23 protein-coding genes and 1 pseudogene are annotated in these 25,664 nt (G+C 38.3%); 2 read left to right on the top strand and 22 right to left on the bottom strand.

Going from position 1 to position 25,664, the window contains the following annotated elements; all coding sequences use genetic code 11:
* Positions 1–285: 285 nt before the first annotated feature.
* Positions 286–1,830, top strand: coding sequence for a sulfatase family protein (locus BN161_RS09865; protein ID WP_044265458.1), 1,545 nt, complete (start codon positions 286–288; stop codon positions 1,828–1,830).
* Positions 1,831–1,930: 100 nt separating this feature from the next.
* Here the strand turns inward: BN161_RS09865 and BN161_RS09860 are convergent, their stop codons facing one another.
* From BN161_RS09860 to BN161_RS09755, 22 genes and pseudogenes are all read right to left on the bottom strand, one after another.
* Positions 1,931–4,648 (bottom strand): TonB-dependent receptor, encoded by a 2,718-nt coding sequence (locus BN161_RS09860; RefSeq protein WP_044265456.1) that lies wholly within the window; start codon positions 4,646–4,648, stop codon positions 1,931–1,933.
* Positions 4,649–4,687: 39 nt separating this feature from the next.
* Positions 4,688–6,013 (bottom strand): annotated as a pseudogene (locus BN161_RS09855) (HlyD family secretion protein).
* Between the two features lie 2 nt (positions 6,014–6,015).
* Positions 6,016–8,220, bottom strand: coding sequence for a peptidase domain-containing ABC transporter (locus tag BN161_RS09850; RefSeq protein ID WP_044265455.1), 2,205 nt, complete (start codon positions 8,218–8,220; stop codon positions 6,016–6,018).
* A 25-nt stretch (positions 8,221–8,245) separates the two neighbouring features.
* Positions 8,246–9,478: a TIGR04150 pseudo-rSAM protein gene (locus BN161_RS09845; RefSeq protein ID WP_044265453.1), complete on the bottom strand. Its 1,233-nt coding sequence runs from the start codon at positions 9,476–9,478 to the stop codon at positions 8,246–8,248.
* Positions 9,479–9,505: 27 nt separating this feature from the next.
* A complete protein-coding gene (locus BN161_RS09840) occupies positions 9,506–10,753 on the bottom strand; it encodes a radical SAM peptide maturase (protein WP_044265450.1) in 1,248 nt (415 codons plus the stop codon).
* Positions 10,754–10,755: 2 nt separating this feature from the next.
* Positions 10,756–11,616 (bottom strand): GLPGLI family protein, encoded by an 861-nt coding sequence (locus tag BN161_RS09835; protein ID WP_044265447.1) that lies wholly within the window; start codon positions 11,614–11,616, stop codon positions 10,756–10,758.
* 43 nt (positions 11,617–11,659) lie between these two features.
* The gene (locus BN161_RS09830; protein WP_044265445.1) at positions 11,660–11,914 is read right to left on the bottom strand and encodes a TIGR04149 family rSAM-modified RiPP; all 255 of its coding nucleotides are present in this window, start codon (positions 11,912–11,914) and stop codon (positions 11,660–11,662) included.
* A gap of 123 nt (positions 11,915–12,037) precedes the next feature.
* A complete protein-coding gene (locus tag BN161_RS09825; RefSeq protein WP_044265443.1) occupies positions 12,038–12,868 on the bottom strand; it encodes a GLPGLI family protein in 831 nt (276 codons plus the stop codon).
* A gap of 131 nt (positions 12,869–12,999) precedes the next feature.
* A complete protein-coding gene (locus BN161_RS09820; protein ID WP_044265440.1) occupies positions 13,000–13,206 on the bottom strand; it encodes a TIGR04149 family rSAM-modified RiPP in 207 nt (68 codons plus the stop codon).
* Between the two features lie 122 nt (positions 13,207–13,328).
* Positions 13,329–14,195: a GLPGLI family protein gene (locus tag BN161_RS09815; RefSeq protein WP_044265438.1), complete on the bottom strand. Its 867-nt coding sequence runs from the start codon at positions 14,193–14,195 to the stop codon at positions 13,329–13,331.
* Positions 14,196–14,305: 110 nt separating this feature from the next.
* A complete protein-coding gene (locus BN161_RS09810; RefSeq protein ID WP_074435118.1) occupies positions 14,306–14,554 on the bottom strand; it encodes a TIGR04149 family rSAM-modified RiPP in 249 nt (82 codons plus the stop codon).
* A gap of 121 nt (positions 14,555–14,675) precedes the next feature.
* Positions 14,676–15,494: a GLPGLI family protein gene (locus BN161_RS09805; RefSeq protein WP_044265434.1), complete on the bottom strand. Its 819-nt coding sequence runs from the start codon at positions 15,492–15,494 to the stop codon at positions 14,676–14,678.
* Positions 15,495–15,566: 72 nt separating this feature from the next.
* On the bottom strand, positions 15,567–15,818 hold the full coding sequence (locus tag BN161_RS09800; RefSeq protein ID WP_044265431.1) for a TIGR04149 family rSAM-modified RiPP: 252 nt from the start codon (positions 15,816–15,818) through the stop codon (positions 15,567–15,569).
* 103 nt (positions 15,819–15,921) lie between these two features.
* On the bottom strand, positions 15,922–16,689 hold the full coding sequence (locus BN161_RS09795) for a glycosyltransferase family protein (protein WP_044265429.1): 768 nt from the start codon (positions 16,687–16,689) through the stop codon (positions 15,922–15,924).
* Positions 16,686–17,732 carry a lanthionine synthetase LanC family protein gene (locus tag BN161_RS28045; RefSeq protein WP_052356228.1) on the bottom strand — a complete coding sequence of 349 codons (1,047 nt, stop codon included), beginning with the start codon at positions 17,730–17,732 and terminating at the stop codon, positions 16,686–16,688. Before BN161_RS28045 ends, BN161_RS09795 begins: the two co-directional genes overlap by 4 nt.
* A 34-nt stretch (positions 17,733–17,766) precedes the next feature.
* On the bottom strand, positions 17,767–18,537 hold the full coding sequence (locus tag BN161_RS09785; RefSeq protein WP_044265428.1) for a DUF3405 domain-containing protein: 771 nt from the start codon (positions 18,535–18,537) through the stop codon (positions 17,767–17,769).
* Positions 18,538–18,547: 10 nt separating this feature from the next.
* Complete coding sequence (locus BN161_RS09780; RefSeq protein WP_044265460.1) at positions 18,548–19,315, bottom strand: galactosyltransferase-related protein; 768 nt, start codon at positions 19,313–19,315, stop codon at positions 18,548–18,550.
* A gap of 14 nt (positions 19,316–19,329) precedes the next feature.
* A complete protein-coding gene (locus tag BN161_RS09775) occupies positions 19,330–20,268 on the bottom strand; it encodes a hypothetical protein (RefSeq protein ID WP_044265426.1) in 939 nt (312 codons plus the stop codon).
* Positions 20,269–20,631: 363 nt separating this feature from the next.
* The gene (gene cysS / locus BN161_RS09770) at positions 20,632–22,107 is read right to left on the bottom strand and encodes a cysteine--tRNA ligase (protein ID WP_044265424.1); all 1,476 of its coding nucleotides are present in this window, start codon (positions 22,105–22,107) and stop codon (positions 20,632–20,634) included.
* A gap of 99 nt (positions 22,108–22,206) precedes the next feature.
* Positions 22,207–22,695 carry a hypothetical protein gene (locus tag BN161_RS30480; RefSeq protein ID WP_244436462.1) on the bottom strand — a complete coding sequence of 163 codons (489 nt, stop codon included), beginning with the start codon at positions 22,693–22,695 and terminating at the stop codon, positions 22,207–22,209.
* A gap of 313 nt (positions 22,696–23,008) precedes the next feature.
* Positions 23,009–23,785, bottom strand: a complete 777-nt coding sequence (locus BN161_RS09760) for a hypothetical protein (RefSeq protein WP_044265419.1) — start codon at positions 23,783–23,785, stop codon at positions 23,009–23,011.
* Between the two features lie 29 nt (positions 23,786–23,814).
* Positions 23,815–24,342 carry a DUF5034 domain-containing protein gene (locus BN161_RS09755; RefSeq protein WP_044265417.1) on the bottom strand — a complete coding sequence of 176 codons (528 nt, stop codon included), beginning with the start codon at positions 24,340–24,342 and terminating at the stop codon, positions 23,815–23,817.
* Between the two features lie 144 nt (positions 24,343–24,486).
* Here BN161_RS09755 and mnmA point away from each other — a divergent pair, with 144 nt between their 5' ends.
* Positions 24,487–25,539 (top strand): tRNA 2-thiouridine(34) synthase MnmA, encoded by a 1,053-nt coding sequence (gene mnmA, locus BN161_RS09750; RefSeq protein WP_044265415.1) that lies wholly within the window; start codon positions 24,487–24,489, stop codon positions 25,537–25,539.
* Positions 25,540–25,664 lie beyond the last annotated feature (125 nt).

The following is a 25,664-nucleotide window of genomic DNA, read 5'->3' as shown; positions in this document are numbered from 1 at the left end:
GGTGCTGAGATTGATGTTCCGTTGAATTATGCGGACTATTACTTCCTGGAAGGAATTATGCGCAAAAGAGACCTGGAGGCGAATAAGAAGCTGTTTTAATTCACATGCTGAAACTATAAATGATAATTTAGGGGCTTATTATTAAAACGCAAATTAACGCAGATTTTCGCAGATTAAATAAAGGCTGCGCTATGTGTGATAACAATATTCTTTGCGAAAATTTGCGTTAATCTGCGTTTCGCTAAATTCCCATTTATAATTTCAACGTAATTTAATAAGAATAAAATGATAAATCGGTTTAGTTTGTTTTTGGGAGGCTTGGGCCTGTTTGCCCTGCAAGGCTGCAAAACTCAGCAGGGAGAGCAGGCACAACTTCCGAATGTTATTTATGTCTTCCCCGACCAGTACCGTAATCAGGCTATGGAGTTCTGGGGACAGGATGGATTTCGCGATAAGGTGAACTTCCGCAATGATCCGGTGCATACCCCTAACTTGAATGGTTTTGCCCGTGAAGCGCTGGTGTTAAGTTCTGCCCAAAGTAACTGTCCGTTGAGTAGTCCTCATCGGGGTATGCTGCTGACGGGGATGTATCCCAATAAAAGCGGAATACCTTTGAACTGTAATTCAAACCGGCCTATCAGTTCCCTGCGTGCCGATGTGGATTGTATAGGAGATGTATTCAATAAATCCGGATATGATTGCGCTTACTTTGGTAAGTTACACGCTGACTTTCCTACACCGAACGATCCGCAACGTCCCGGTCACTATGTAGAAGATCGCATACCTGCCTGGGATGCCTATACGCCGAAAGAACGCCGTCACGGCTTTAATTACTGGTACTCCTACGGTACTTTTGATGAACATAAGAATCCCCGTTACTGGGATACGGATGGAAATCGTCACGATCCGAAAGAATGGTCACCGTTGCATGAGTCCAAGATGGTGGTTTCCTATCTGAAGAACGAAGGAAATGTACGTGATCCGAAGAAACCTTTCTTTATAATGGTGGGTATGAATCCGCCCCACAGCCCGTACCGTTCATTGGACGATTGCATGGAAGAAGATTTCAATCTGTACAAAGATCAACCTTTGGACAGCCTTCTTATCCGTCCCAATGCAGATAAGAAGCGTGAAAAAGCAGAGAGCGTTCGCTACTACTTTGCCTCCGTTACCGGTGTAGACCGTGCCTTCGGGCAGATCCTTGAAACACTGAAAGAGCAGGGTTTGGATAAGAATACGATTGTGATCTTTGCTTCCGACCATGGTGAAACAATGTGTAGCCAGTTCACGGATGATCCGAAGAATTCTCCTTATTCCGAATCTATGAATATACCGTTCCTGGTACGTTATCCCGGCCATATCCAACCGCGTGTAGACAATCTTCTGATGTCTGCGCCGGATATTATGCCGACTGTCCTGGGACTGTGTGGTTTGGGTGATTCCATTCCGTCTAATGTGCAAGGACGCAACTGGGCACCTCTTTTCTTCGATGAAAAGGCGGAAATTGAACGTCCCGGTGGTGCTTTGTATATCCAGAACCTAGACGGAGAAAAAGATGCGGACGGTAAAGTACAGACTTACTTCCCTTCTTCAAGAGGGTATAAGACGGCACGTTATACTTTGGCTTTCTATATTGATAAGAAAGACCATAAGCTGAAGAAAAGCCTGTTGTTTGATGATGAAAAGGACCCTTATCAGATGAATAACCTTCCGTTGGAAGAAAATAAGGAAATCGTTGCGGAGCTTTGCCGTGAGATGGGCAAGGAGCTGAAGGCGATAGATGATCCTTGGTATAAGGAACGTATTCTTTCCGATATGATACCTTACTAAAACTCTCTTTTCTAAATGAGACTGCCTCCCTCTCGATTCGTTTGAATCAGAGGGAGGCAGCTTTTGCAGTCAATTGAAATCATTTTTGATTTGCAGGAGATTATTTAATTTTAAATCTAAACTTGATTAAAGCACTGGCAGGGCGTAGATTATAGCAATAATAGGAGGTACTCACGTCATTGAAGAAAGCTGTTATATACTGTTTGGTATTGAATAGGTTGTTGACTCCCAGTTCGATGTCAATATGCTTATTTTTCCATTTAATATTCGCATCTGCAAATGTCGTATATCTTTGACCTGCTGCACTATTATACTGATGTTCCATATTTATATTTATAGTAATCTCTTTTATCGGATATATATTAATCCCTACATTTTGAGATGTTTGCCTAATAGCTGCAAAGTCAGAAGCACGTTTTTCTATATAGCTTTTGTTTTCATTCCAGGAAAAAGAGTACTTCAAATTCGTGAAAGAGAAGGGGGTGATATCTAAACTGAATCCAACTCCATAATTGTATGATTTAGAATTTAATATTTCTTCTTGTATGAATTGCTGACTATTTCCGCTATTATAGTTGCCAAATGTTCTAAGAGTCGTTGATAAAAAGTTGAAGCCTTTACTGGCACTTAGTTTCACACCATAGTTATCTGTTTGGGTGGGTTGGTCAATAACAGTCTTTACACTCATGATATCTTGATAGCTATAGCCATAAAGGAGATTCCTCCATGAATGTTTGTAGTCGAATCCAATATTGAAGAACAATGCATTGAAGGCATCTTTGTAGTATACTGAACTACTGGCATTATAAGAACGGGATTCAAATAGTTTGTCTATGTCATTACGCAGTAAACTCCGATAGCTTCTTAAGATGAATCCTGTATAACTTGAATTCATATCTCCAAAATTCCTTCCGGTATTCCCCTGCATGTAAAAACTGAAATCACGATAATCGTATCTTAAGGTAAAGGCAGGAGTGATCTTAAATCGTTGATAGGCATTGTCTCGATTGATTATATTATCATCTTTGGTTTGTATAAGATAAACAAGGGGAAGCTGAAGCGTAACTTTGAAATTGTTTTTATTATCATAGGTATAGCTTTGAGAGACTCCTGCCTGATAAGTATTATACCAGAGATTATTACGAAGAGAATCAGCAGAGAGCCCTTCTGTGTAATTGGAACCCTGTTCCGTTAATTCTGTATTTAGATTACGGATGTTGGCACTCCCCCATAGGCTATAATCAAAGCGGAAATCTTTTAGATTCAGGCTGTATGATAATCTTAATACTGAAGCTAGATTTCTGTCTGATAAATTCTGAGTCAGGGATTCCGCTTGCTTATTACCCAAGTAAGTGGCAGGAGAAACAGTTAGGCTATGTGGCTTATTTCCATAGCCTATTGAGAAGTAGATCTTATAAGTATTTTCCTTTATCGTTTTGATTAAATTCAGAGTGTTGTCGATAGATAAAAACGGTTGTTTGAGCCGTTGACTAATTAGTACGTCTGCAACATCTGCGTTGCTATGGGTATCACTCGTTCCAAAATCACTGTTCCAGTTTACATTCAAATTAAAAGCGTTATTAAGGTAATGATTCTTAGCATTTACATTGAGTCGGGAAGCCAACTCAAGATTATGGATGTGACTGACTGAACGCATTTGTTCTTCTATCATTAATCTGTCGCTTGAGGGCAGATATTGTTCATAAAGTGAATATCCTTCTTTCTTTATCCGGTCATCATAATAAAGAATGTTAGTGGTCAATTCTGTATCATCTTTTATTTTGTTTAGATGATTGGTGCTTATGGCGTGTGACCGGTTGTCTATATAACGATTACGTGGGATAGGTGGTGTTACCGGATTTTGGATAGAAAGTTGGCTACCGGATGACATATAAACTCTTTCATAGTCGTAATGCGTACGGAACTCAGAAGCTACATTCCCCCCGGAATTATTTCCCTTATAGATAGTCATATTCTGGCTTTGCTTGTTGAAATACATAGCAGTAGCTTCAGCATTCCACAATATGGGCTGATATCCTCCGCCCAATAGCCCTATAATAGATAAGACACCTTTAGCGCTGTCTTTTAATCTTAGATTAATGGCAACATCATCAGTTGATATTTTTCCTTGTAAGGCTTTTACAGGTTGATAGTTCTCTAATACTTGTACAACTGATACCGCTTTGGCTGGAATATTATTAGTAGCAAGTCCATATCGTCCTTGCAATAGATCCATATTCTCTACATAGAATCTTTTTATGTTCTTTCCATTAAAAGAAATTTTCCCACTTTCCGAGACTTCAATTCCTGGCATTTTCTTGAGTACATCACCAATTGCCCGGTCATTTTGGTCAAGGTACGCACCAACCAAATAGTTTAATGTGTCTTTATCTTGCTTAATTTTTAGAGCATTAATAGTAACCCCCTTTAATTGTAGCGGTTGCTCGTCAATCACAAAATCTACTTGCTGTGATTGGTTTTTTACAGTTCTGCTATGTTTGCCAATAAGCATACTCGATAATGTAATAGTCACGCTATCGGCTTTTCCCTTATAAGTAATTGTATATTTTCCTTGAGAATTGCAGGTGCTAAATTCGGCAATTGTAGGACTGTTTCTGGCTTGTATGGTGATGGTTCCTGTAACTGCTTCTCCCGATTTATTTACGACACTTCCTTTAAATACGGTTTGTGCTAAACAAGAAGGGGCTGATAATATTATAACTACAACGATCAGTTTACTTTTTATGAGGCAAATCTCGTTTCTCAATAAGTACGAGACGCTTGCTTGGTATTCTTTGAGTGATTTCTGGGTAATCATAGGCTATCTTTAGAATTTAATCATTTAATTTTTATCCGGTTATAAAGAAGAATCCGTGCCCGATGAAATTATTTTCCTTAATGGGGACAGTAATCTTTCTATCAGTTTCATGTCTTCGGTTATAATCTCAGCACTACCTTTCATCTCACGTGTAAGTGGAAGTTCCATGCCATAATTGGTTTTCAAGCCTTTTGGAAGGTCAATATCCACCACATAGTTGTCTTCTGCCGTAGGGACCGGAGAAATGCTACGTATAATTCCTTTAACATATCCGAATTCTTGATCAGGATAATTGTTTAAGCGGATATTTACTTGTTGCTCTATCTTTACTTTTCCTGAGCCTTGTATGGGTAATAACGCTTTCCCTATTGGTTGCATTCCTTGGGAAGGCGCAATTACAAAAACACTTTCTCCTGCTGTAACATTCTGATTCTGACTCCAGACACTCATGAAGGTAATTTTCCCCGATATTGGGGCTGTTAATAGATATTGCTGCTCCCAAGAACTGATCCCTACTTGCAACTGTTCTATTGCATTTTTGAGATTTACGGTATGTTTCTGCTCTTCAGTTAAAGTTTGATGCCGTATGTCCAGTATATTTCCTTTGCTTTGCTCAATTTGCATATTTATTTGAATGAGTGACATACGCATACCTTCATATCCCTGTAGACTTTGCAGGTAATTACGCCCTGATTCGTCGTACTCGGCGGCAATCATAGCTTTACAAACATATAAGAGTGAATCTCTTTCATAGATGCGATTTACTAACATTTTTTCTTTTTGGGCTAGTTGATATTGCTTCTCTGCTAATTGGTAGTACTCCTTCTGATTATTTAAAAGTCCTTGATAGTTTGCTATCTTTTCTTGGTAATAGTCTTGTTTGATGAAATCTGCGTAGTCATTTAAAACTGAAATGAATGAAGCATAAGCAGACTGAACTTCTCCTAAATGTAAGCGTTGTCCGTTGAAAGTTTATTCTCCAATTGCTATAGAATAATTATGTGTCTTCCAGTCTGTCATTTGCTTCTTTAGCAAAAGAATGTCATCGGTCCTGGCCGTATTTTCTATTACTGCTAATAAGTCGTCTTTTTGTATCTCACTGCCATTATTTACATGTATCTCACAAACCCTTCCGGATGCCTTGGCTAATACATAAGCTGGAGGATTTTGTGTGCTGATTGTTACTTCTGCCACAACTATGTCAGGGTATTTAAATAAGAAACTTCCCATAAGTAAGATTGTTACAATGCTAAACAATACTGTAATTCCCCAGCGGAGAATCCAGGAAGGAATGTGGTTCATTACTTCTTGAACTTCTTCACTGCGAAGTTCAATCTCTTTGTATTTCTTATTTTCCATTGCCATTCTTATTGACCTAATTCTAATTGATTCTTTACTAGTTGATAGTATAATCCCTGTTTGGCAATCAATTCTTGATGAGTCCCTTCTTCGGTAACCTGTCCTTTATCGAGTACTACTATTTTGTCGGCATCTCGAACTGTGCTTAATCGGTGAGCTACAACAACGACAGTCTTACCTTTATAGAAGCCATGCAGGTGCTCCATTATTTCTTTTTCATTGTTTGCATCCAAAGCATTTGTTGCTTCGTCAAAGAATAGAAACTCAGGATTCTTATAGACAGCTCGGGCTATCAGAATGCGTTGCCGTTGTCCTTGGCTGATACCGTTTCCTTCCATACCTATCTTGGTGTTATATCCTAATGGGAGTGAATCTATGAAATCACGTATATTGGCCACTGTTACGGCATGACGTAATTTTTCGATGTCAATTTGCTCTTCGCCTATTGCTATATTTTGAGCTATACTCTCTGAAAAGATGAAGCCATCTTGCATTACTGAACCAGTAAGAGAACGCCAGAGATGCGGATTTATGTTTTCCAAAGGAACTTCGCCAACATTTATCCGACCTTTGTTGGGGGCATAGAATCCAAGCATTACTTTTATTAAAGTCGTTTTCCCACTGCCACTTGCTCCAACGATTGCAGTAACTTTTTTTGCAGGAATTTTCAGATTTAAATCTTTTAAGATGTAATCTCTGTCTGCACCATCATAACTAAAAGAAAGATTTTCAATTTTGATGTCTTGTTTCTCCGGTAAGATCATAAGTTTTGTTTCAATATCTTGTTCTTCATCCTTTTTGCCATGCACCTCATTCAAACGCTCCAAGCTTATCTTGGCATCCTGTAACTGTTGTGCAAAGCCTATAAAAGAACTAACCGGTCCGGAAAGTTGGCCAATAATGTAAGTCATAGACATCATCATACCTAAAGTCATTTCTCCTTCTACTACAGCTTTTGCGGCGATAAAAGAAATTACTATATTGGTAGTCTGATTGAAAAAAACAGAACCTATCTGCTGAATTTGTCCCAAAGCCAATCCTTGTATGCTGATTTTAAAGAGCTTGACTTGAATGCGCTCCCATTGCCAGCGCTTTTGTTTCTCACAGTTGTTCAGCTTTATTTCTTGCATGGCGGTAACAAGTTGTATCAGGCTGCTTTGTTCTCCGGCTGCTTGAGCAAACCGTCGAATATCCAGTTCACGACGATATCTCATGAAGAATAATATCCAACAGACATAAAGGGCATTTCCTATAAAGAAAATGGCCAGAATTATAAGATCATAATAAGCTAATACGAAGGCAAAAATAAAGAAATTGACAAAAGAGAATAAGGTACTTATCGATGAACCGGTCAGGAACGTTTCAATGCGCCTATGGTCACCGATTCTCTGCATGATGTCACCTATCATCTTTGTATCAAAATAGTGTAATGGGAGTTTCATTAACTTCGTCAGAAAGTCTGAAATTAAGGCTATATTGATACGGGCATTCATGTGGAGCATAATCCAGCTTCGGATAAAGCCCACAGATATCTGAGAGACTGAAACAACTAATTGCGATATCAGTATTAAAGTAATGAATGACAAGTTACCGCTATGGATGCCGATATCTACCAGTGATTGCGTTAAAAAAGGAAATATGAGTTGGAGCACACTGATTGTAAGCATTCCTAAAACCAACTGGATAAGTTGTTTTTTATAGGGTGTCAGATATTTAAGGAAAAAGACGAGATTATGTTCCGGAGTATGTTTTTCGTCATCCTGTTCATAAAAAATGGGACTGGGCTCCAGTGCCAGGGCGGTTCCTTTCTCTTCTCCATCAGCTTTAGTCGTGATCCAGCATTTTTTGAATTCATCCTCTTTGTAAGTAATTAATTGATTAGCCGGATCCGCTATAGCTATCCGATATCCGTCTCTCCTTTTCCGGATGTCATAACAAACGACAAAATGTTTTTGGCTCCAGTGTAGAATACATGGCAAAGGAACATCTTCTACCAGTTGCTTGAAAGTTATCCGTAGGCCGGATGTGCGGAATCCAATGGATTCTGCCGCATCACTGATTCCCAGCATAGATACTCCTTCGCGCGTAATGAAAGAGCGCGAACGAAGTGTCTGAAGCGAATAACTTTTACCATAGAATTTGGCTATCATGCGTAGGCAGGTAGGTCCGCAATCCATGGCATCCAATTGGATATAATGAGGGAAGTTATGCATTCTTGCTTGTCTTTTTAGTTGTGGCTTAATTGATTATATGGCATAGATTATTTTTTCCAATAGCCCTTTCATAATTTGAAGGAGCGGGGCACATAAACTGGTAAATGCACTGATCACATGGATGTGAATTGCGTATGGTTCTCCACGCTGTGTTTTCAATCAGTTCTTTGTAAATGATATCCAAGATATCATCTTCCGCAATATTTCCAAGAACCGCAGTATTCATATTTGCTTTGACCGTCCCATCCGGCAGTACGTATAGTGTACCGAAAGAATTGGAATTCAGTTTTTGATTCCTGAAAATCTCTCTCATTTGCAATGCCTTATAGAAAATCTCCTCCTTGTTTAGAAATATATTATCTTCAAAGAAATGTATATTTTCCCCTGTATAGTAGGGGTGAATGCTGTATTCTTTTATATTATATTCATTAATCAAACGTGCGGAATCATAATATTGCTGTTCATCCTCTACAATAAAGTGTAGTTTCGATTGTTTATCCTTTATCTGCTTCCATAGTTCATGAAAGTGATTTCCATCCATAGGAAAAGTTATGATTAATTCCAGTAATTGGGAATCCACAAATTCATTTTCCCTATAATTTTTATGGTGCGTATAGAAATGTAGTGTTTTCGGGTATGAAGAAGCCAGAAGCTGTAATTCGTTTAAATAGCTATATGAGAGAATGTCTCCTCCATACAAGTTGATTGTATTTACAGGAGAATAACGGAGTTGTTCAAGCAGACTCCTTACTTGCTCTATCGGAAGTTCGATGCCCGGATTGTTTGTTGTACAACAATGTATTTGTTTACAATAACCGGCACAATGTTTGCAGGATTTATCACATATACTGTTTAGGTATACATTAACTTCTGTCAGATATTTGCTTATGTCTTTTCCGATAAAGGCTACTTTATCTTCATATTCTATGTGTCTGTCTATGTCTTTTTGCAAGCTCAGGGTGGGAATTAACCGGACTGGTTTGTTGGGAAAGTGTTCTGTATCCATCAAATCACCCATCTCTTTGTCAATGACTTCTTGAATGAAATTCCGGATGTATGGGTCCGACTGTAATTTATTGCTTATAGGAATAACTCCTAAATTGCCGGGTTTATACATTTCCTTTATCAGTGTGATAACCTTTGCCTGTACAGCTTCTATCCGATTTCCATGTTTTGTATCATAGATCAGTATATTTTTCTCTTTAAACTCTACGTATACGTATGATTTTAAAGCAAACCAATAATTCTTAGCTTTCATTGTTTTCCGTTATTAATTTAAACTATTTCACCAGACAATAACCTCTTCCATTATTTTCTTATATGCTTCCGGGTTCTGCTCTAGAAAGTGCATTTGCTGATTTACGTAATTATTGAAATCTTTGTCATTCATATAGCCAAAGCAGACCGGTTTTGATTCTATATCTTTCAGGTTGAACAGGCATTGTATGCATGCTTTCTTGTTTTTGCATCGGCTGCATTGAGATTCCATTCTGGCATAATAATCGTTATATTTATCGGCAATCCATTCCGGATTCAGTTCTATTTCTGTTTCACTAATCTTGCCTAAGGCAAATTGATGTCCGATTCGTTCGCAAGGCAAAATCTTGCTGTTTACGGTGACAAACATTTTTTTTGAGAAAGGGAGGCAAGTTCCGGTCGGAATACTTATCGTCTCCTTTTTATCATAAAGTAAGTCGGTATAGTCGCGATATACAAATCCGCTATATTGGTGCAGGAAGAGAGTCAGGTTTCTGTAGTTTCCTGCATTCATGAACATATCTCGCTCTATCTCCTCATAATGTTCGGCTTGTTGCAAGCTCTCTTGTGAATTTTTGTAAGTGCGGTTAAACTCTTCCAGTTTATCCTTGCGAATACCTACGTTATTTAATTCACCAATGCGGGGAATTTTGTCGTACTTTTCCTTAAAAAAGCGATAGATACTTTCCACAGAGTTTTTATTGTGCAACACTGCATTGAAATTAACGTATCTGAGAAAGTAATCGGGGTATTTATCCCGGAGCATGTCTACGTTAGTAACTACCCGTTCAAACGAACTATGACCGGCTTTGTCCATCCGGTATCCATCATTCTCTTTGTTTCCGTCGAGACTGACCAGTAAGTGAAAATTGTTTTCTTGTAAGAAGTCCATATATTTATGGAGTAATATGGCATTCGTTGTCATGGAAAAAGAGAAACGTCGATGTGGGCAATGAACATTGTTCTTAATGTGTTTCACAACAGCTTCAATGAAGGGGAAATTGAGTAAAGGTTCACCTCCATAAAAAGATATCGTTATGTTTTTGTCGGCAGATGTATTCAGATTGGAGTTCCAATACTCTGCCAGATAGTCAATCAAGCGGATTGCTTTTTCTGTAGATAACATCTTGTTTTCTCTACAATCATAATCTTCATAAAATTCGCCATAAGCGCAATATTTACAACTTAGGTTACAAGCGTCTGTAACTTCGAATACAAGTTGTGGCAAGTTGGCTAATGCAGAAGCCACATAATCTGATGTAATATATTTATTCATATTTATTCTAGTTCTAAAGGTTCATAAGAAATAGGATCTGGCATTTTCCCTCCATTAGGCATTTCTCCTCCAACAATGCCAAAATAATTCTCATTTAACTTTTTTTGGAGTTTGAGTAACTTTTTTCGCTCTATTGATTTGTAATTAGTGAAGTTGTATTTTCTAATTGCAAATTTCCCATTTTCAATCTTTACACACTCAAAGGTATATATATGTTTGGTGTCGTATATCTTGAGTATTAGACCTGGTAATCCGCTGAATTTCCATGGACCAGCGTTGATAGGAATATCTGTTGTAAACCAAGCAATATAGTCTCTTCCTCGAAAATGGCATATTGCCTTTTGGCATAAAAAGCCATTGACGCTTAATGTATCATTTTGAATTTTCCATTCTTGAATGGGCATGTGTTCTGAATATTTGTAGTTTGGTCGCACTAAATGTGGCATACGAGAGTATTCTGTTAGTGTTTTTGTTTGATGGTCCTTGAAATATTCTGAATATTTATATTCTGACCATCTATACTTCTTTTTTCCCAAAGGACCTAAATATGAAGGAACGGATTTATAATAAGAGTATTTTGTTGCCCATTCTGTGCACAATGAATCATTGTTGAAGATAAAATGGCTGTAGTATTTTGAAACATGATTACCTATTTCTAAACGTTGCAGATCTACATAGGTATTAGGATTATTGATATCATCTGCGTTGAGGGCATACAATATCCGAATATTGCATGAATCAACGACTGTCATCCCATTTGTTTTTTGAGGAAGAGGAGCTAGTACTTTTCCCTGTAATTGCTGAGCTTCAGCATATTCTGAAAATAGGAATAGATAAATTGTAATATATACGATAACTTTCATAATAGATATTGATATTTGCATCTTTTCTTTCTAAAGTTAGTCACTATTCATGAGGGTGTTGACCCGGATATGGCATTGGCATTACGTCACCATCTTCATTGCATGATACATACTGATTACAGCCTTCAGTTGAATGTCCGCCATCGCCAATATTGACATTTGCGTTTCTGTTATCTGCTGCAGAAGAATATCCAGGCTCTCCTTCGTGATAGCAGGAGCAAGTACAGCAATTACCGCCTTTTAAAGCATTCATCTCTTTGTCTTTCAGCCCTGCTTCCGACAAAGCATTCAATTTCATAATTTAAAATTTTAGAATTATTCAATAAGCCTCTGTCTCACATATCATGAATGGTTTTGCTTCACAAGAAAGGTATGAGACTGTAGTTCCCTTTTGTTATACCAAACCATAGCTAGTTCTGTTTTATTCTAATTCTAGAGGATAGTAAATTGCTTTGCCATAGTATTCATGAATGAATTTTTGATATTTCAGCAATTTTTCTCGTTTCATTTTTCTATAGTATTTATAGTCTTCATATATTTTTATATGAATTGGAAATGTAAATTGCTCAATTTTGATGCATTCGAATGAATATAGATGTTTGTCATCAGTAATTTTTAGAATAAGTCCTGGTAGTCCTCCAAATTTCCAAGGTCCTTTGCTTATAGGAATATCCATTGTAAACCATGCTTCATATTTTCTTCCTCTGAAATTGCAAGTTGCTCTTTGGCAGCGCTGGTCTATCAATAACATGGTATCGTCATGTATCGTCCATTCTTGAACAGGTATACTTTCAGTTGCTTGACTATTTTGTTTTTGCATATAGAATTGCATTCTGGCATATTCTGTAAGTTGCTTTTGGGTACAATCTATAAATATCTCAGAGTGCTTGTATTCAGACCAATGGTCTGGATGTTTTCCTCCTGGTCCTAACCTCCGTGGTCTTGCTTTTGCTTGTGGATGTTTTTTCTTCCAAATAGTACAAAGAGAGTCTGAGTTGAAAGTGAAATAACTATAGTATTTGACAACGTTTTTGCCTACTTCAAGACGTTGCAAATCTTCATAGGAATTTGGAACATTGATTGTATCTGCATTAAATGCATACCACGCTCTTATATAGCAGCTGTCAACAATCGACATTTTATCTGTATCTTTTCCGCTTGGACTTAATATGATATATTTTTTTTGAGCGGATAAGCTAGAAAATATAGTTAAGGACAAAACGAAAATAATGTTTTTTATGAATATTCCCATAACATTTTATTTATAATGTTCTTTGAAGAACGTAGTAAAACGAAAAACTTTACTACGTTCAATGGAGGGTCATTTATAGGCCTCTTCTCTAGATTCCTGCACTAGGTAATGGTACAACTTCGTTGTCGTCATCAATAAACAAATTCATTACATCCCTCAGAAGATTCACCGCCAAATTGATAGTTTGCTCCGCTATTATCTGTAGAAGAAGAACCTCCGGGTTTTCCTTCCCAATAGCAAGAACAAGAACAGCAAGTGCCACCTTTCAGTGCATTCATCTCTTTGTCTTTCAGCCCCGCTTCCGACAAAGCATTCAGTTTCAATTTCTTTAATTTCATAATTTCAATTTTTAGAATTCTTCAATAAGTCTCTGTTTCACATATAATGAATGGTTTTGCTTCACAAGAAAGGTATGAGACTGTAGTTCCTTTTTGCTAAGCTAAACCATAGCTAGCTCTGTTTATTCTAATTCTAGAGGCTCATAAGGGACTGGGTCTGGTAGCTTTCCTCCGTCTCTTCTGCGTGCCCCAATAGTCCTGTAATAATCTTCATTTAGTTTCCTTTGGAACTTGAGCAATTTTTCTCGTTCTATGGGATTGTAGCTGGTGAAATCATATTTCTTAATAGGAAATATGCCGGATTCTATTTTTACACATTCAAAAGTATATAATTGTTTATCGTCATAAATTTTAAGTATTATTCCCGATAATCCTCCAAATTTCCATGGTCCGTTGCTTATAGGAATATCTAATGCAAACCATGCTGTGTAGTTACGACCACGGAAATGGCATGTTGCTTTCTGGCATAAATGTCCGATAATGGTTGATGTGTCATTATGTATTGTCCAATTCTGTTTGGGAATTTTTTCTGAATATAGTCTATTATTCATTATTCCGTAGGGCATACGTGCATATTCAGTTATTGTATTATTCTGGTAATCTTTAAAAAACTCAGAATATTTATATTCCGACCAATAGTACTTTCCTTTACCTAAAGGACCCAGCCAACTTGGGATGGATTGAGCCGCTTGTTTTTTGTTTTTCCATATCCAAACCAGAGAATCATTGTTGAATATAAAGAAGCTATAATATTTGGACAAATTTCGACCGATTTCTAATCGTTGTAAATCCACATAGCTATCTGGATTGGTAATGTCCTCTGCGTTTAATGCATATGAGAATCGCATATTGCATGAATCTACCGTCGTCATTTTCTCTATATTTCTCTTTCCACTAAGTGGTGCTATAGCTTTTCCCTGTAATTGTTGTGCTTTCATAATTTCTAAAAACACACAGTGATAGATAATTAATATTATGTATTTTTTCATATTTATTAATTGATAAATAGTTTACAATAGCGATTACAGTCCTTGAACCCAATCCCCTCTCCTCTGAAGAAATGGGACGAGAGAGAGGGGAAAGGGTAATTTCAATTTGATTACTCGTGTAACCAGTCTGGATCTACATCAAGGGGAAAGTCACAATCAGCGTATTGATTACAGCCCTGTTTGGATTCCGTGTCAAGGCCATAATTCGCATTCATATTGTCATTCCATTCAGCACCTCCAGGCTTTCCTTCGTAATAGCAAGAACATCTGCAACAATTGCCCCCTTTTAGGGCATTCATCTCTTTGTCTTTCAACCCTGCTTCCGACAAAGCGTTCAATTTCAATTTCTTCAATTGCATAATTTCAATTTTAGAATTCTTCAATAAGTCTCTGTCTCACATATCATGAATGGTTTTGCTTCACAAGAAAGGTATGAGACTGTAGTTTCCTTTTGTTACACCAAACCATAGCTAGCTCTATTTATTCTAATTCTAGGGGCTTGTAGATAATCTTCCCATAGCGTTCATGAATCATCTTTTGGTATTTTAATAATTCTGAACGTTCTGTTTTTCTATAATTTTTATAGTCATACATTTTAATAGGAATTTTATTCTTGAACGCCTCTATCTTGATACACTCAAATGAATATTCTTTTTTACTATCTGTAACTTTTAGGATTAATCCAGGTAGTCCTCTGAATTTCCAAGGCCCACTATTGATAGGGATATCCATTGTGAACCATGCTTCATATTTCCGCCCTCTAAAAGTGCAAATAGCCTTTTGACATATATGCCCTGCCAATGATATTGTATCGGTACATATTTCCCATTTTTGTATAGGGATACTTTCTGAAGACTGTTTGTTGGAAGTTCTCATGTAAAATGGCATTCTGCTATATTCTGTTAACTTATTCTTTGTGAAGTCCGTAAAATATTCAGAATATTTATACTCTGACCAATGATCTGGACGCTTTCCTCCCGGCCCTAACCGGTGGGGGGCACTTTGTGCAAGTTGATTTTTTTTTCTCCAAATTGTGCAAAGAGAGTCTGAACTAAAGGTGAAATAGCTGTAATATTTAATGATGTTCTTTCCTATTTCTAAGCGTTGTAAGTCAACATAGGTGTTTTGATTGTCTATGTTGTCAGCATTAAAAGCATACCATACTCTTATATAACATGAATCTACAGTAGACATCTCCTCAACACTTCTATATGATGGAATAATAAGTATCCATTCACGATTTTGTGAGAATAAATCTGTAAACAGAAATAAAGAAAGGCAAAATATGATATTTCTCATAATAAGATTATTATTGATTTTTTAATATACAGGTTGTGTATCACACAACCTGTATACGATTAGCTTAATAATTTAAATTCCGGCGCTTGGAAGGGGTACTCCTTCATTCGGTTCATCGCAATAAACAAATTCATTGCATCCCTCAGAAGATTCACCGCCAAATTGATAGTTTGCTCCGCTATTATCTGTAGAAGAAGAACCTCCGGGTTTTCCTTCCCAATAGCAAGAACAAGAACAGCAAGTGCCACCTTTCAGTGCATTCATCTCTTTGTCTTTCAACCCTGCTTCCGACAAAGCATTCAATTTCAATTTCTTCAATTTCATGATAATATAAGATTAAAAAATAAAGGCCTCTTGATATTATTGTTTTTATAATGCGTTGAGCAAAAGTCGAGGCCTGTTAAGCTTCTGCTCAACCCAATATCTTCTATTTAAACCGTTCTCGTAGTTCTTCTGCGGAACTTGCTCTTGTGGTGAAAACAGATGCTTCAGAATTCATGAATTGTTTGTGATGGCTGAATTTACTATTATTGCCTCTCGGGTGGAATAAGTGATATGACACTCCTTTGGCCTTGTGTATTTTATACCCCAGTATTTGCCATCTGTTGTAACGTTCGAAATCTTCTGAAGCCCAACCATAAAATGCTAAATTTTCCATACCGGCCTTTTTATAAGAAATAGCATTGACAAATATAGCTCCGCCGCATAATGCTTCGGTCTTATAAAGATAATCCATCTTGGCATGTTGCTTTTGTAACTCTCCGATACGGCAATTCTTTATAAAAAGTTCTCTTATGGATATTGGTACATCCAGCACTTTTCCATCATAGGGCAAGGCAATGTCATATTTCTCATTTCGTAATTTCCCTATTGCTTCTATAATTTGAGAAGAAGATATGATTATATCGGCATCCCATATTGCAAGGAATGGCGTAGTAGACATTTCTGTCATTATATTAAGATATTTGGTGCGATAGAATGTACTGTCGTAATCCTCAATAAAATGATATTCGATTTTCTGCCCTAACAATCTTTTGATTATTCCGTTATTATAGGCATCTGCTTCCAATACCATTATGTGGCAATTGAAATGTCGGAACAAGTATTGAACTACTGATATCAGATTTTCCAGACGGATAATTGAATCAATCCGTACTGGTATCATAAAAGTGACATCTTTCAAATCTGTTTTCATCTTTCTGTGCTTTTAAGTAATAATTTGTATATTAAAGAGACACCTGCATAGCCGTTTACCAATCCTGTACTGCCTGCAAAGGCGTTCAATCGTGGATTGAATCTACCGCCCCAAATCTCAGATTGCTCTATTTTTTCTAATATGCGCGATTTTAAAAGAGGTGACGGCAACTCTTCTTGTTGCAAGGAAAGCAACAGGCAATAACCTGAAAGACCTCGTCTTAGAGTTATGTTCTTATTTAAAAATTCTTGCTCTATAATCCTTTCATGATCAATGTTTGTCTTCAAAAGTTCTGCATGTTCTTTCCACTGTGGCGTCGAAACACATTTTAGTGTTTCTTGAATGGCAGACAATAATACGAGACGATTACCATGTCTGACGGGCATAGAAGATAGCACAGTACTGGAAAGTCCTTCCCATATCTTTATAATTTTATAATTATAAAAGTCCAAACGGTAAAACTTACTCAATATCTGTAGATAAAGTGGCAACTCGTAACTTTCCAAATCCAAATGAAGTGGTTCTTCCCAAGCTGTATCGGATAAACTGTCCTCTATGTGATTGATTATCTGTATTACGGTTCGCTGGGCTAATCTTTTTTCGGTCTTGTTCTTTATAGTTCGCAGCCTGTCAGAGTAATAGAACAGTAGCCATAGGAAGTCTTTTCTTTTTTTCTTTTCCTCTCTCAACCACTCTGAGTGAATAGCCCGGAATAACAGGTCATCTACTTCCCGCAGGGCATTGTCAATATTTCCGGTTACGAACTGCTTTTCGGCAATATAGTGTATTCCCCATGCAATACCTGATATACCGATATTGAAGTCAATGGTCGTTATTTCACCTACTAAGGCATAAATATCATTCAATAGTTTCTCTGCATAAGTGCGATATTTAGGATTGTCTTGAAGTTGAGCTTTCTGGAAATAGTAGATGCAGAGTCCCATCTTCCCGTCAAATAGACCTATTGGTAAGATATTCAAGGGCAAAGTCATAATAATCCGATCCAACTTTAGAATGTGATCTTTGAATTCTTCTCTGTTCATAGTTTGATATTTAAGATTAATAATTAAATAGGTGTTACCATTTCACTGGGTGATACAACAGGTCGTCCGGTCCTTTCTTCTCTATACACATTCTGTTGAATGGCATGTGATATCTCATACTACAGTTGATGTCCGAATCATCTTTTCCCGGACTATAAAAACATCGTTTTCGATTGGCAGTGGAGAAGTGATTCGATTCTCCCCAATCCTCTATAGAAAAGTTTGCGTTATAGAGTACTGTAGGAATAAGGACCTCGTGATGCCCTGCATTCTCCAATTTCAATTCTTTATCTATTTCTTTTAATGCTCTGTTTGATAGCCTGTAAATAGGATTAAAAGATCTGACATAATTTTCTTGTCCAATTAAAAGTGTTTTTAATTGAAGGCTACTCCACCAACACCAATAAGGTTGCTCTGAATAGAGCTTGATATGTGACGAAATGAAATCTGTTTCTACATTTTTATATGCGATAAAGAGATTTTGCCAATTCCCATTGAAATAGACATCGTATTCTATATTCCAATAGAAATCATAATCAGGATGTTCTTTGAAGAACTGTAAAACTTGAAAATGGTTGCTTCCCGGTACAATCGTTTCTTCTATGGGAGTATATCCTAATGCATTCAGGGAGTTTACGCTGAATGAATAATAACGAATATTCTCGGGAATCCTCATAGAATCTCCATCTTCAATTAGCATGTATAAATCGCCTATCTCTTTGGTTGCTTCGTACAGCCGATAATATTGTTCGATGATATATCTTGTCAGTTGGTGTGCTGCCAATAAAATTGCAATGTGATTCATCTGTTCTTTGTTATTTGGTCCAACTCCATGTTTCTATATCTTTTTTTAGTTCCTCGGGCATCATTCCGCATATACGGCTATATTCCTTTTTGGTTTTGTAAATTACCTCTGCGTCTCTATCGCCACTGTTGATTCCGCGTGAGTGATATAGGTGATATAGGGAACCGGGAACTCTGACAGGAGTCTGACCCAAGATGTGCAATCGTTTATAACGTTCACTGTCTTCAGGTCCCCAACCTATGAAATTCTCATTTTCCCAACCATATTGTCGGTATTGTTCTACGTTTACCAGGAAAGCTCCTCCTACGGAATAGTATCCACACATTAGCCTCCGAGGCATGTCAAAGTCTGTAAGGAGCCTTATGTCCAACTTTTCACAGAAGAGAGAAGAGAAGAAATCGTTGATGTACCAAAAGCGTCCATCGTAAGGATAAGCCATAATCGTTCGTTCATTTGATATCCTCTGATGAGCTTGCAATAGTTGTGCGATAGGTGCCACAGCATCCGTGTCCCATATTCCGGCTGTTTCTGTAGAAACTTTGGATAACATGTGGTTGATATAGTGTGTTCTATGAAAAACAGGATTCTCATCATATATAAACTCGTAGACAAGTCCTGGTATATGCGGCAATTCTTTGACGTGTTGTTGATTATCTGCCTCCAATACGATGTAGTTGGAAGAAAGATAATGTGAATAGAATTTCAATATGGTTAATAGGTTACGCAGCCTATATTTTGAATCTATACGCACCGGGATGCAGAAAGTTAAATTCTGCATATTTCTTTTTTTGATCATGATATCCCCCCTTCCATATTTAATAAACCAAACCCTAAACCACATAGAGTGGATATGTCGAGAGAGGCTTCTTGTATTTGTTCTATTATATATTCGGTGAAAGCTTGATTTTCATGTATCAGTTGAAATGCAGAGCTGAATATTTGAGGAGTATCATATAGCAAGCCGTAGAAACCAAGATTGGCCATGAAATCTATGCTTGCCTGATCATTACCTATTTCTTGAAGTAAAGAATTACTTTTATTCATCAGAAACAGACATATATATCGGTCTGACAGCGTTCCTCTATTGATTATCTTATAATATAGTTGCGGGGCGTATTTCAATAACTTTTTGGTCAAAAAAGGATATACGTCTGTCTTGTCGGCCTGTAAAAGAAAGTATAGGATGGAATGAAATATTGATAAAGACATTTCCGAAGGGTTATATATAAGAGGTATGGAGTGTAGTAACAATCTTTCGCATTCATCTAACAAAATGATTATTCTTTCATTGTGAGTATATTCTTCTGATGAATCTTTGGGCATTCTTAGCTGTGACATATAGATTCCACTCGAAAAAATCTGATTATCTTTACTTACTGGTATAGGTGCCAAAAGACGGTAAGACATGCAGTCTTGTATGCCTATGGAACGAAACTTCATAGCTTCGTCATCTACCTCTAATATACTTTTGTTAGCTAGGTACTGTATTCCCCAAGAAATTCCTAACCTGCCTTTTAGCAAGCTGTATGGTTGGTTGTTTAATTCTTTTTTTTGTGTATCCGCTAATATTATAGAAGCCATATGTCTTGCTTCTTCACTCCCTTTTATTTCTGAATAAAGCGCAAGAAATAAGAATATCTCCATTGTACCATCCTTTAAGTAGCATGGAAGTTTTGACAAGTCCTGTCGCATTAGTTGTGTGTAGATATAATCTATCAGCTGTTTTTTCATGGTATTCTTTTTTGCAAATGTAGGAGGAGGTCTTGAATTACAAATGTTATAAAAGCTCATAAAGGTGGTTTTTTGTTTCATTCTTTCATATTGGGATATTTGTATGCATGATTTGAGCTAAATTTTCTCTTTAAGGAATCATTTGGTCCTTCTTAGTTCTATTGTGTCTGTCAAGAGGAATAGTTTACGTAAATCTTAGATATAAAGATGTTGATAAATTATGATGAGAGAAATGTGATGATACAAAAAGGCACAAATTATGCCGAAATCTAATTCTTCTTCTGAAAGAATTTTAGCTCCGGCATAATCTGTGCCTGTCTGTAGAAATGATTAAGAGTCTTACAAAGCTCTTATAGGCAGTACCTATTTATTCAGCTTCCACTCGCAACCGTCTTTACCGTCTTTTATCTCAAAACCGAGTGCTGTAAGTTCATTGCGGATCTTATCACTGGTAGCCCAGTCTTTATTGGCTTTGGCCTTCATGCGCTCTTCCAGCAGCATATCTACTACTTTACCGAAAGCAACTTCACGCTCTTCATTGGAATCGTTTTCTTCTTTCAATCCCAGAATATCGAAGCAGAAGAGATGGAAAGTTTCTTTCAGCTCTTTCAGATCATCGGCAGTGATGGTGTCGTTGCCTGCAATGATGTTGTTAATCATTCTGGCTCCGTCGAAAAGATGAGCAATGACTATTGGGGTATTCAAGTCGTCATTCATGGCTTCATAGCACTTCTCACGCACTGCTTTCACATCTACGCTGGAAGTGGCGGACGGAGTGATCTTTTCCAGTCCGTTCACGGCATCCATCATTCGGGTTAATCCCTTCTCAGCTGCTTGCAAGGCTTCGTTACTGAAGTCTACCGTACTGCGATAGTGAGCTTGCAGGATGAAGAAGCGGATGGTCATCGGACTGTATGCTTGTGTCAGCAACTTATGTGTGCCGTTGAAGAACTCGTCCAGATTGATGAAGTTTCCGTATGACTTACCCATCTTCTGTCCGTTGATGGTAATCATATTGTTGTGCATCCAGTAATGTACCATATCATTACCTTGTGATGCAACTGATTGAGCAATCTCACATTCGTGGTGAGGGAAGATAAGGTCCATACCACCACCGTGAATATCGAAATGTTCTCCGAGGTATTTCTTACCCATGGCCGTACATTCGGCATGCCATCCCGGGAAACCATCGCTCCATGGAGAGGGCCAACGCATGATATGCTCCGGTTGGGCACATTTCCATAAGGCGAAGTCGGCGGGGTTATGCTTTTCAGTTTGTCCGTCCAGTTCGCGGGTGGTGTTCAGTACGTCATCCAGATTGCGGCCGGATAGTTTTCCGTAATGGTAATCCTTATTGTATTTCTCTACGTCGAAGTAGACAGAACCTTCACTGACATAAGCATAGCCATTCTTCAGGATCTCTTTCACCAGCTCTATCTGCTCGATGATGTGTCCCGAAGCGTGCGGTTCGATGCTGGGTGAAAGTACGTTCAGCGCTTCCATTGCCTTGTGGTAACGGTTGATGTAGTATTGCGCTACTTCCATCGGCTCCAATTGTTCCAGTCGTGCTTTCTTGGCTATTTTATCTTCCCCGTCGTCAGCGTCATGTTCCAGATGGCCTACATCGGTGATATTGCGTACATAGCGTACCTTGTATCCCAAGTGGGTGAGGTAGCGGAAAAGCAAGTCGAAAGTAATGGCAGGACGTGCATGTCCCAAGTGCGCGTCACCGTAAACGGTAGGACCGCAGACATACATACCTACATGTGGAGCGTGCAGTGGCACGAATAGCTCCTTTTTCCTATCTAAGGTGTTGTAAATTGTCAGTTGATGTTCCATAACGTTTGAGTTTTAGTTTTTTAAAGAGCACAAAGTTACAACAAATAATTTATTAAACGGTTCTTTTTGTTTTACTAATACTTTCGAACTTGGAATTGCTTATTTCTTTCCAAGCCGGATACTGAGTCCGAGTTTTAGATTCAGATAGTTGCCGGGCTTTTCTTTCACCTCGTATTGCTCTAAAATTTTATAGGTATATATGTTGCTTCGCTGATAGTGCCCTGTAAATTTCCGTAGATGTATGATATAAGAAAAATCTGCCGTCAGATATACAATACGGGCAATTGCTTTGGAAATGTAGATGCCGGGAGAGAGACAAAATCCGTATTGAGTTTCTTTGCCATTGCCGAAGGTGACTTTAACCTGTTCCATCTGGTTGCTTCCTTCCTCTTTACGGATGTAATCTATTGTATTCATAGCACCGTATAGTGCGCAGCCGAAGGCCATGTAGGGTCTGAAACTCCATGATTTTATATCTTGTCGATACATCGCTCCTATGGTATAGGTATCTTGCATAAAATGATCGTTATCTAACGAGCCGTTATAGGTGTAATAATAGGGGAGTGGCTGTTTTTCCATTTTGCTCATTAATCTTTCTTTTGAATAAGGAGAGCAATCGCCGGAATTTAAGGTTAAAGAAACTCCCCAATGCTTGTGAAAAAAATACTGGTATTTCAACATAAGGCTTACGAATGCTCGTTTTTTACCTTGAAAGGCAATCTCGCCAATAGTACTCCTATACGAAGATGTATTGAACTCAGCTCCGAAAGCGAGGTCGACAAAATGCTCATTTCGTCGTGTTTCTTCTTGTGCCGACGCTCGTGTATCTTTTGCGGCGAATAAAAAGAAGCAGATTAAGGTGTAGTATATCGTTTTCATAGAAATATTGAAATAAACGGGTTTAATTCTTGGAAATCCGGACACTGAGGCCTACTTTCAAATTGATGTAGTTGCCGGGCTTTTCTTTTATGTTATATTGCTCTAAGACTTCATGGGTGTATGCGTTGCATCTTCGGTAATGACCTGTGAAGGTTTGCGGATGTATAATATAAGAAAAACCTGCCATCAGATATGCGCCATGGCCTATTGATCTGGAAACGTAAATGCCGGGAGAGAGACAAAATCCGACTCGTGTGTCATTATTGCTATTATTTATGGTTACCGAGATTTCCTCTATCCGGTTACTTCCTTCTTCCTTACGGTAGTATCCGATAGCGTTTGTGCTGAAATAGCGTACAAGCCCGAAGCCTAAATAAGGTCTGAAACTCCATGACTTTATGTTCTTGCGATACATTATTCCAATAGAAAAAATTTGCCGCATCTGTCCTTGTTCTTTATCGTAGGAACGGTTATAAGTGCATTGATAGGGATATGGGGTGGTTTCCATTTTTTCTATTACGCTTTCCGGAGAATATGGTGATGAAAAATTGAGGTAAAAGTCAGCGAAAGCTCCCCAATGTTTGAGAAAGAAATATTGGTAATTTAATGACAGGCTGCCGAATAATCTGTTTTTTCCTTGAAAAACGATTTCTCCAACCGGGCTTTTATAAGAAGACACATTGATTACCGGGCCAACCGTAATATCTATGAAATGCTGGTTGCGCCGTGCCGTTTCTTCTTGTGCGTTTCCTTTCATTGCGAACAGGAGGCAGGTGAGAATATAGAGTGTAGTTTTCATAGTCAATATCCAATTTAGCTTGAACGGAATTAATAAAGGTTGATCGGAGTTGTTTCTTCCGAAAATATGTTTCCGTCTTCTGTTTCCAATTCAACGCGAAACTGGTAAGTTCCCGGTTGTGGATAAGTCAGCAGTGCTTTGTAGAAAGCTTTTTGCCCTAATCTTGTGATAGTTTCACCTCGTTGCAGCGGGTCGTCTCCGAGTGCATCGCTTAGCATTCCTGCGGGATATTCTTTGAATAAATCGTAGATATCACTTCCGGCAGGATGGCTCTCGTCAAAATCGGTCAGTGTGATAATGCGGAGATTCGTGATTGGAGATTTCAGGATATTTATGTCCCAATAATATAGCCAGATTGGCTGGATGCGCAGTAGATAGGCCTCTTTGGGGCATCGTTCATCTTCCCTTATAGCGGGTGTCTCTCCCGAATTGTCATATTGGGCGAGTTCGATGCCCGTCAGTTCATTGATGTCTTCAATCGTTTCTTCGCAGTACATGGCCGAAGTCAGGATGAAGAGCAAGCATAGTGTGCCGAAGAATATACTTCTTGTTTTCATGTATAATTTCAGTTTTTTGATTTGTACGGCTTACTTGTCATACTTAAAATGCGAAGAATGTCATTATACTGCATCTAAAGTATGCGAAACTTTTGTAGCAGGTAAATGTAGTGATTTTCTTTTTCCTTTGTTATTTTTGCACCCATGAAATCAAAAAAACGTGTATTACTGGGTATGAGTGGGGGTACGGACAGCTCCGTTGCCGCCATGTTATTGCAGGAAGCTGGTTATGAGGTTACCGGTGTGACGTTTCGTTTCTATGATTCGGAAGGCTTTGAGGAGTCTCTGGATGATGCCCGCAATTTTGTTTCCCGCCTGAATATCCCGCATATCATTTATGATGCCCGCGAATTATTCCGTGAACGTATAATCCGTTACTTTATAGGTGAATATCTTTCTGCCCGTACTCCTGTTCCTTGCACGCTCTGTAATAATGAACTGAAGTGGCCGTTACTGGCAAAGATAGCCGATGAAATGGACATTTATTGGATTTCAACCGGACACTATGTTCGCAAGGTCTTTCAAGATAACCATTATTTTATAGCTCCTGCTGCCGACCGGGATAAGGATCAGACTTTCTTTCTTTGGGGGCTTAAACAGGATACTCTGGAACGTATGCTCCTTCCAATGGGTGACTGGACTAAAAGTGAAGTGCGTGCCTATGCTGCCAAGCGGGGTTTTGAACGAGCGGCAACAAAGAAGGATAGTCTTGGCGTTTGCTTTTGCCCGATGGATTACCGCTCTTTCTTGCAGCGTGAAGTTCCGCAGGAGCTTTTGCCGGGAAAAGGCAGATTTCTCGATGAAAACGGTACTTTTTTAGGATGGCATGAAGGATATCCCTTCTATACGATTGGTCAGCGCAGAGGATTGGGTATCCATATGAACCGGGCTGTCTTCGTGAAAGAGATACGTAAAGCATCGAATGAGGTAATACTTGCTCCTCTTGCTTCCCTTTATAAAGAAGAAATGTTGCTGAATGACTGGAATATAGTAGATACTTCCCGTTTACTGAATTCCGGGGATGTCATTGTCAGGATACGCTATCGGAAGCAAGCTAATCACTGCACTGTCAGTATAACGGATGAGAATCTCTTGCATGTGCAATTGCGCGAACCGCTCGAATCCATTGCTTCCGGACAAGCTGCGGCATTTTATGATGAGGCAGGTTTGCTGCTGGGAGGAGGTATCATCCTGTAATTCTTGTACAATCATTCATAATTTCTGATAGCCTGGGGTGACTGTTAGTTTCTCGGCGTGAAACTACTTGTTTCAAGCAATGAAACTACTTGTTTCTCGGTGTGAAACTAACAGTTTCAAGGCAT

It is taken from the genome of Bacteroides timonensis (assembly GCF_000513195.1).
Lineage (GTDB): Bacteria > Bacteroidota > Bacteroidia > Bacteroidales > Bacteroidaceae > Bacteroides > Bacteroides timonensis.
The sequence above is the reverse complement of the archived record's forward strand: the minus strand, read 5'-3'. Positions and strand labels throughout refer to the sequence as shown.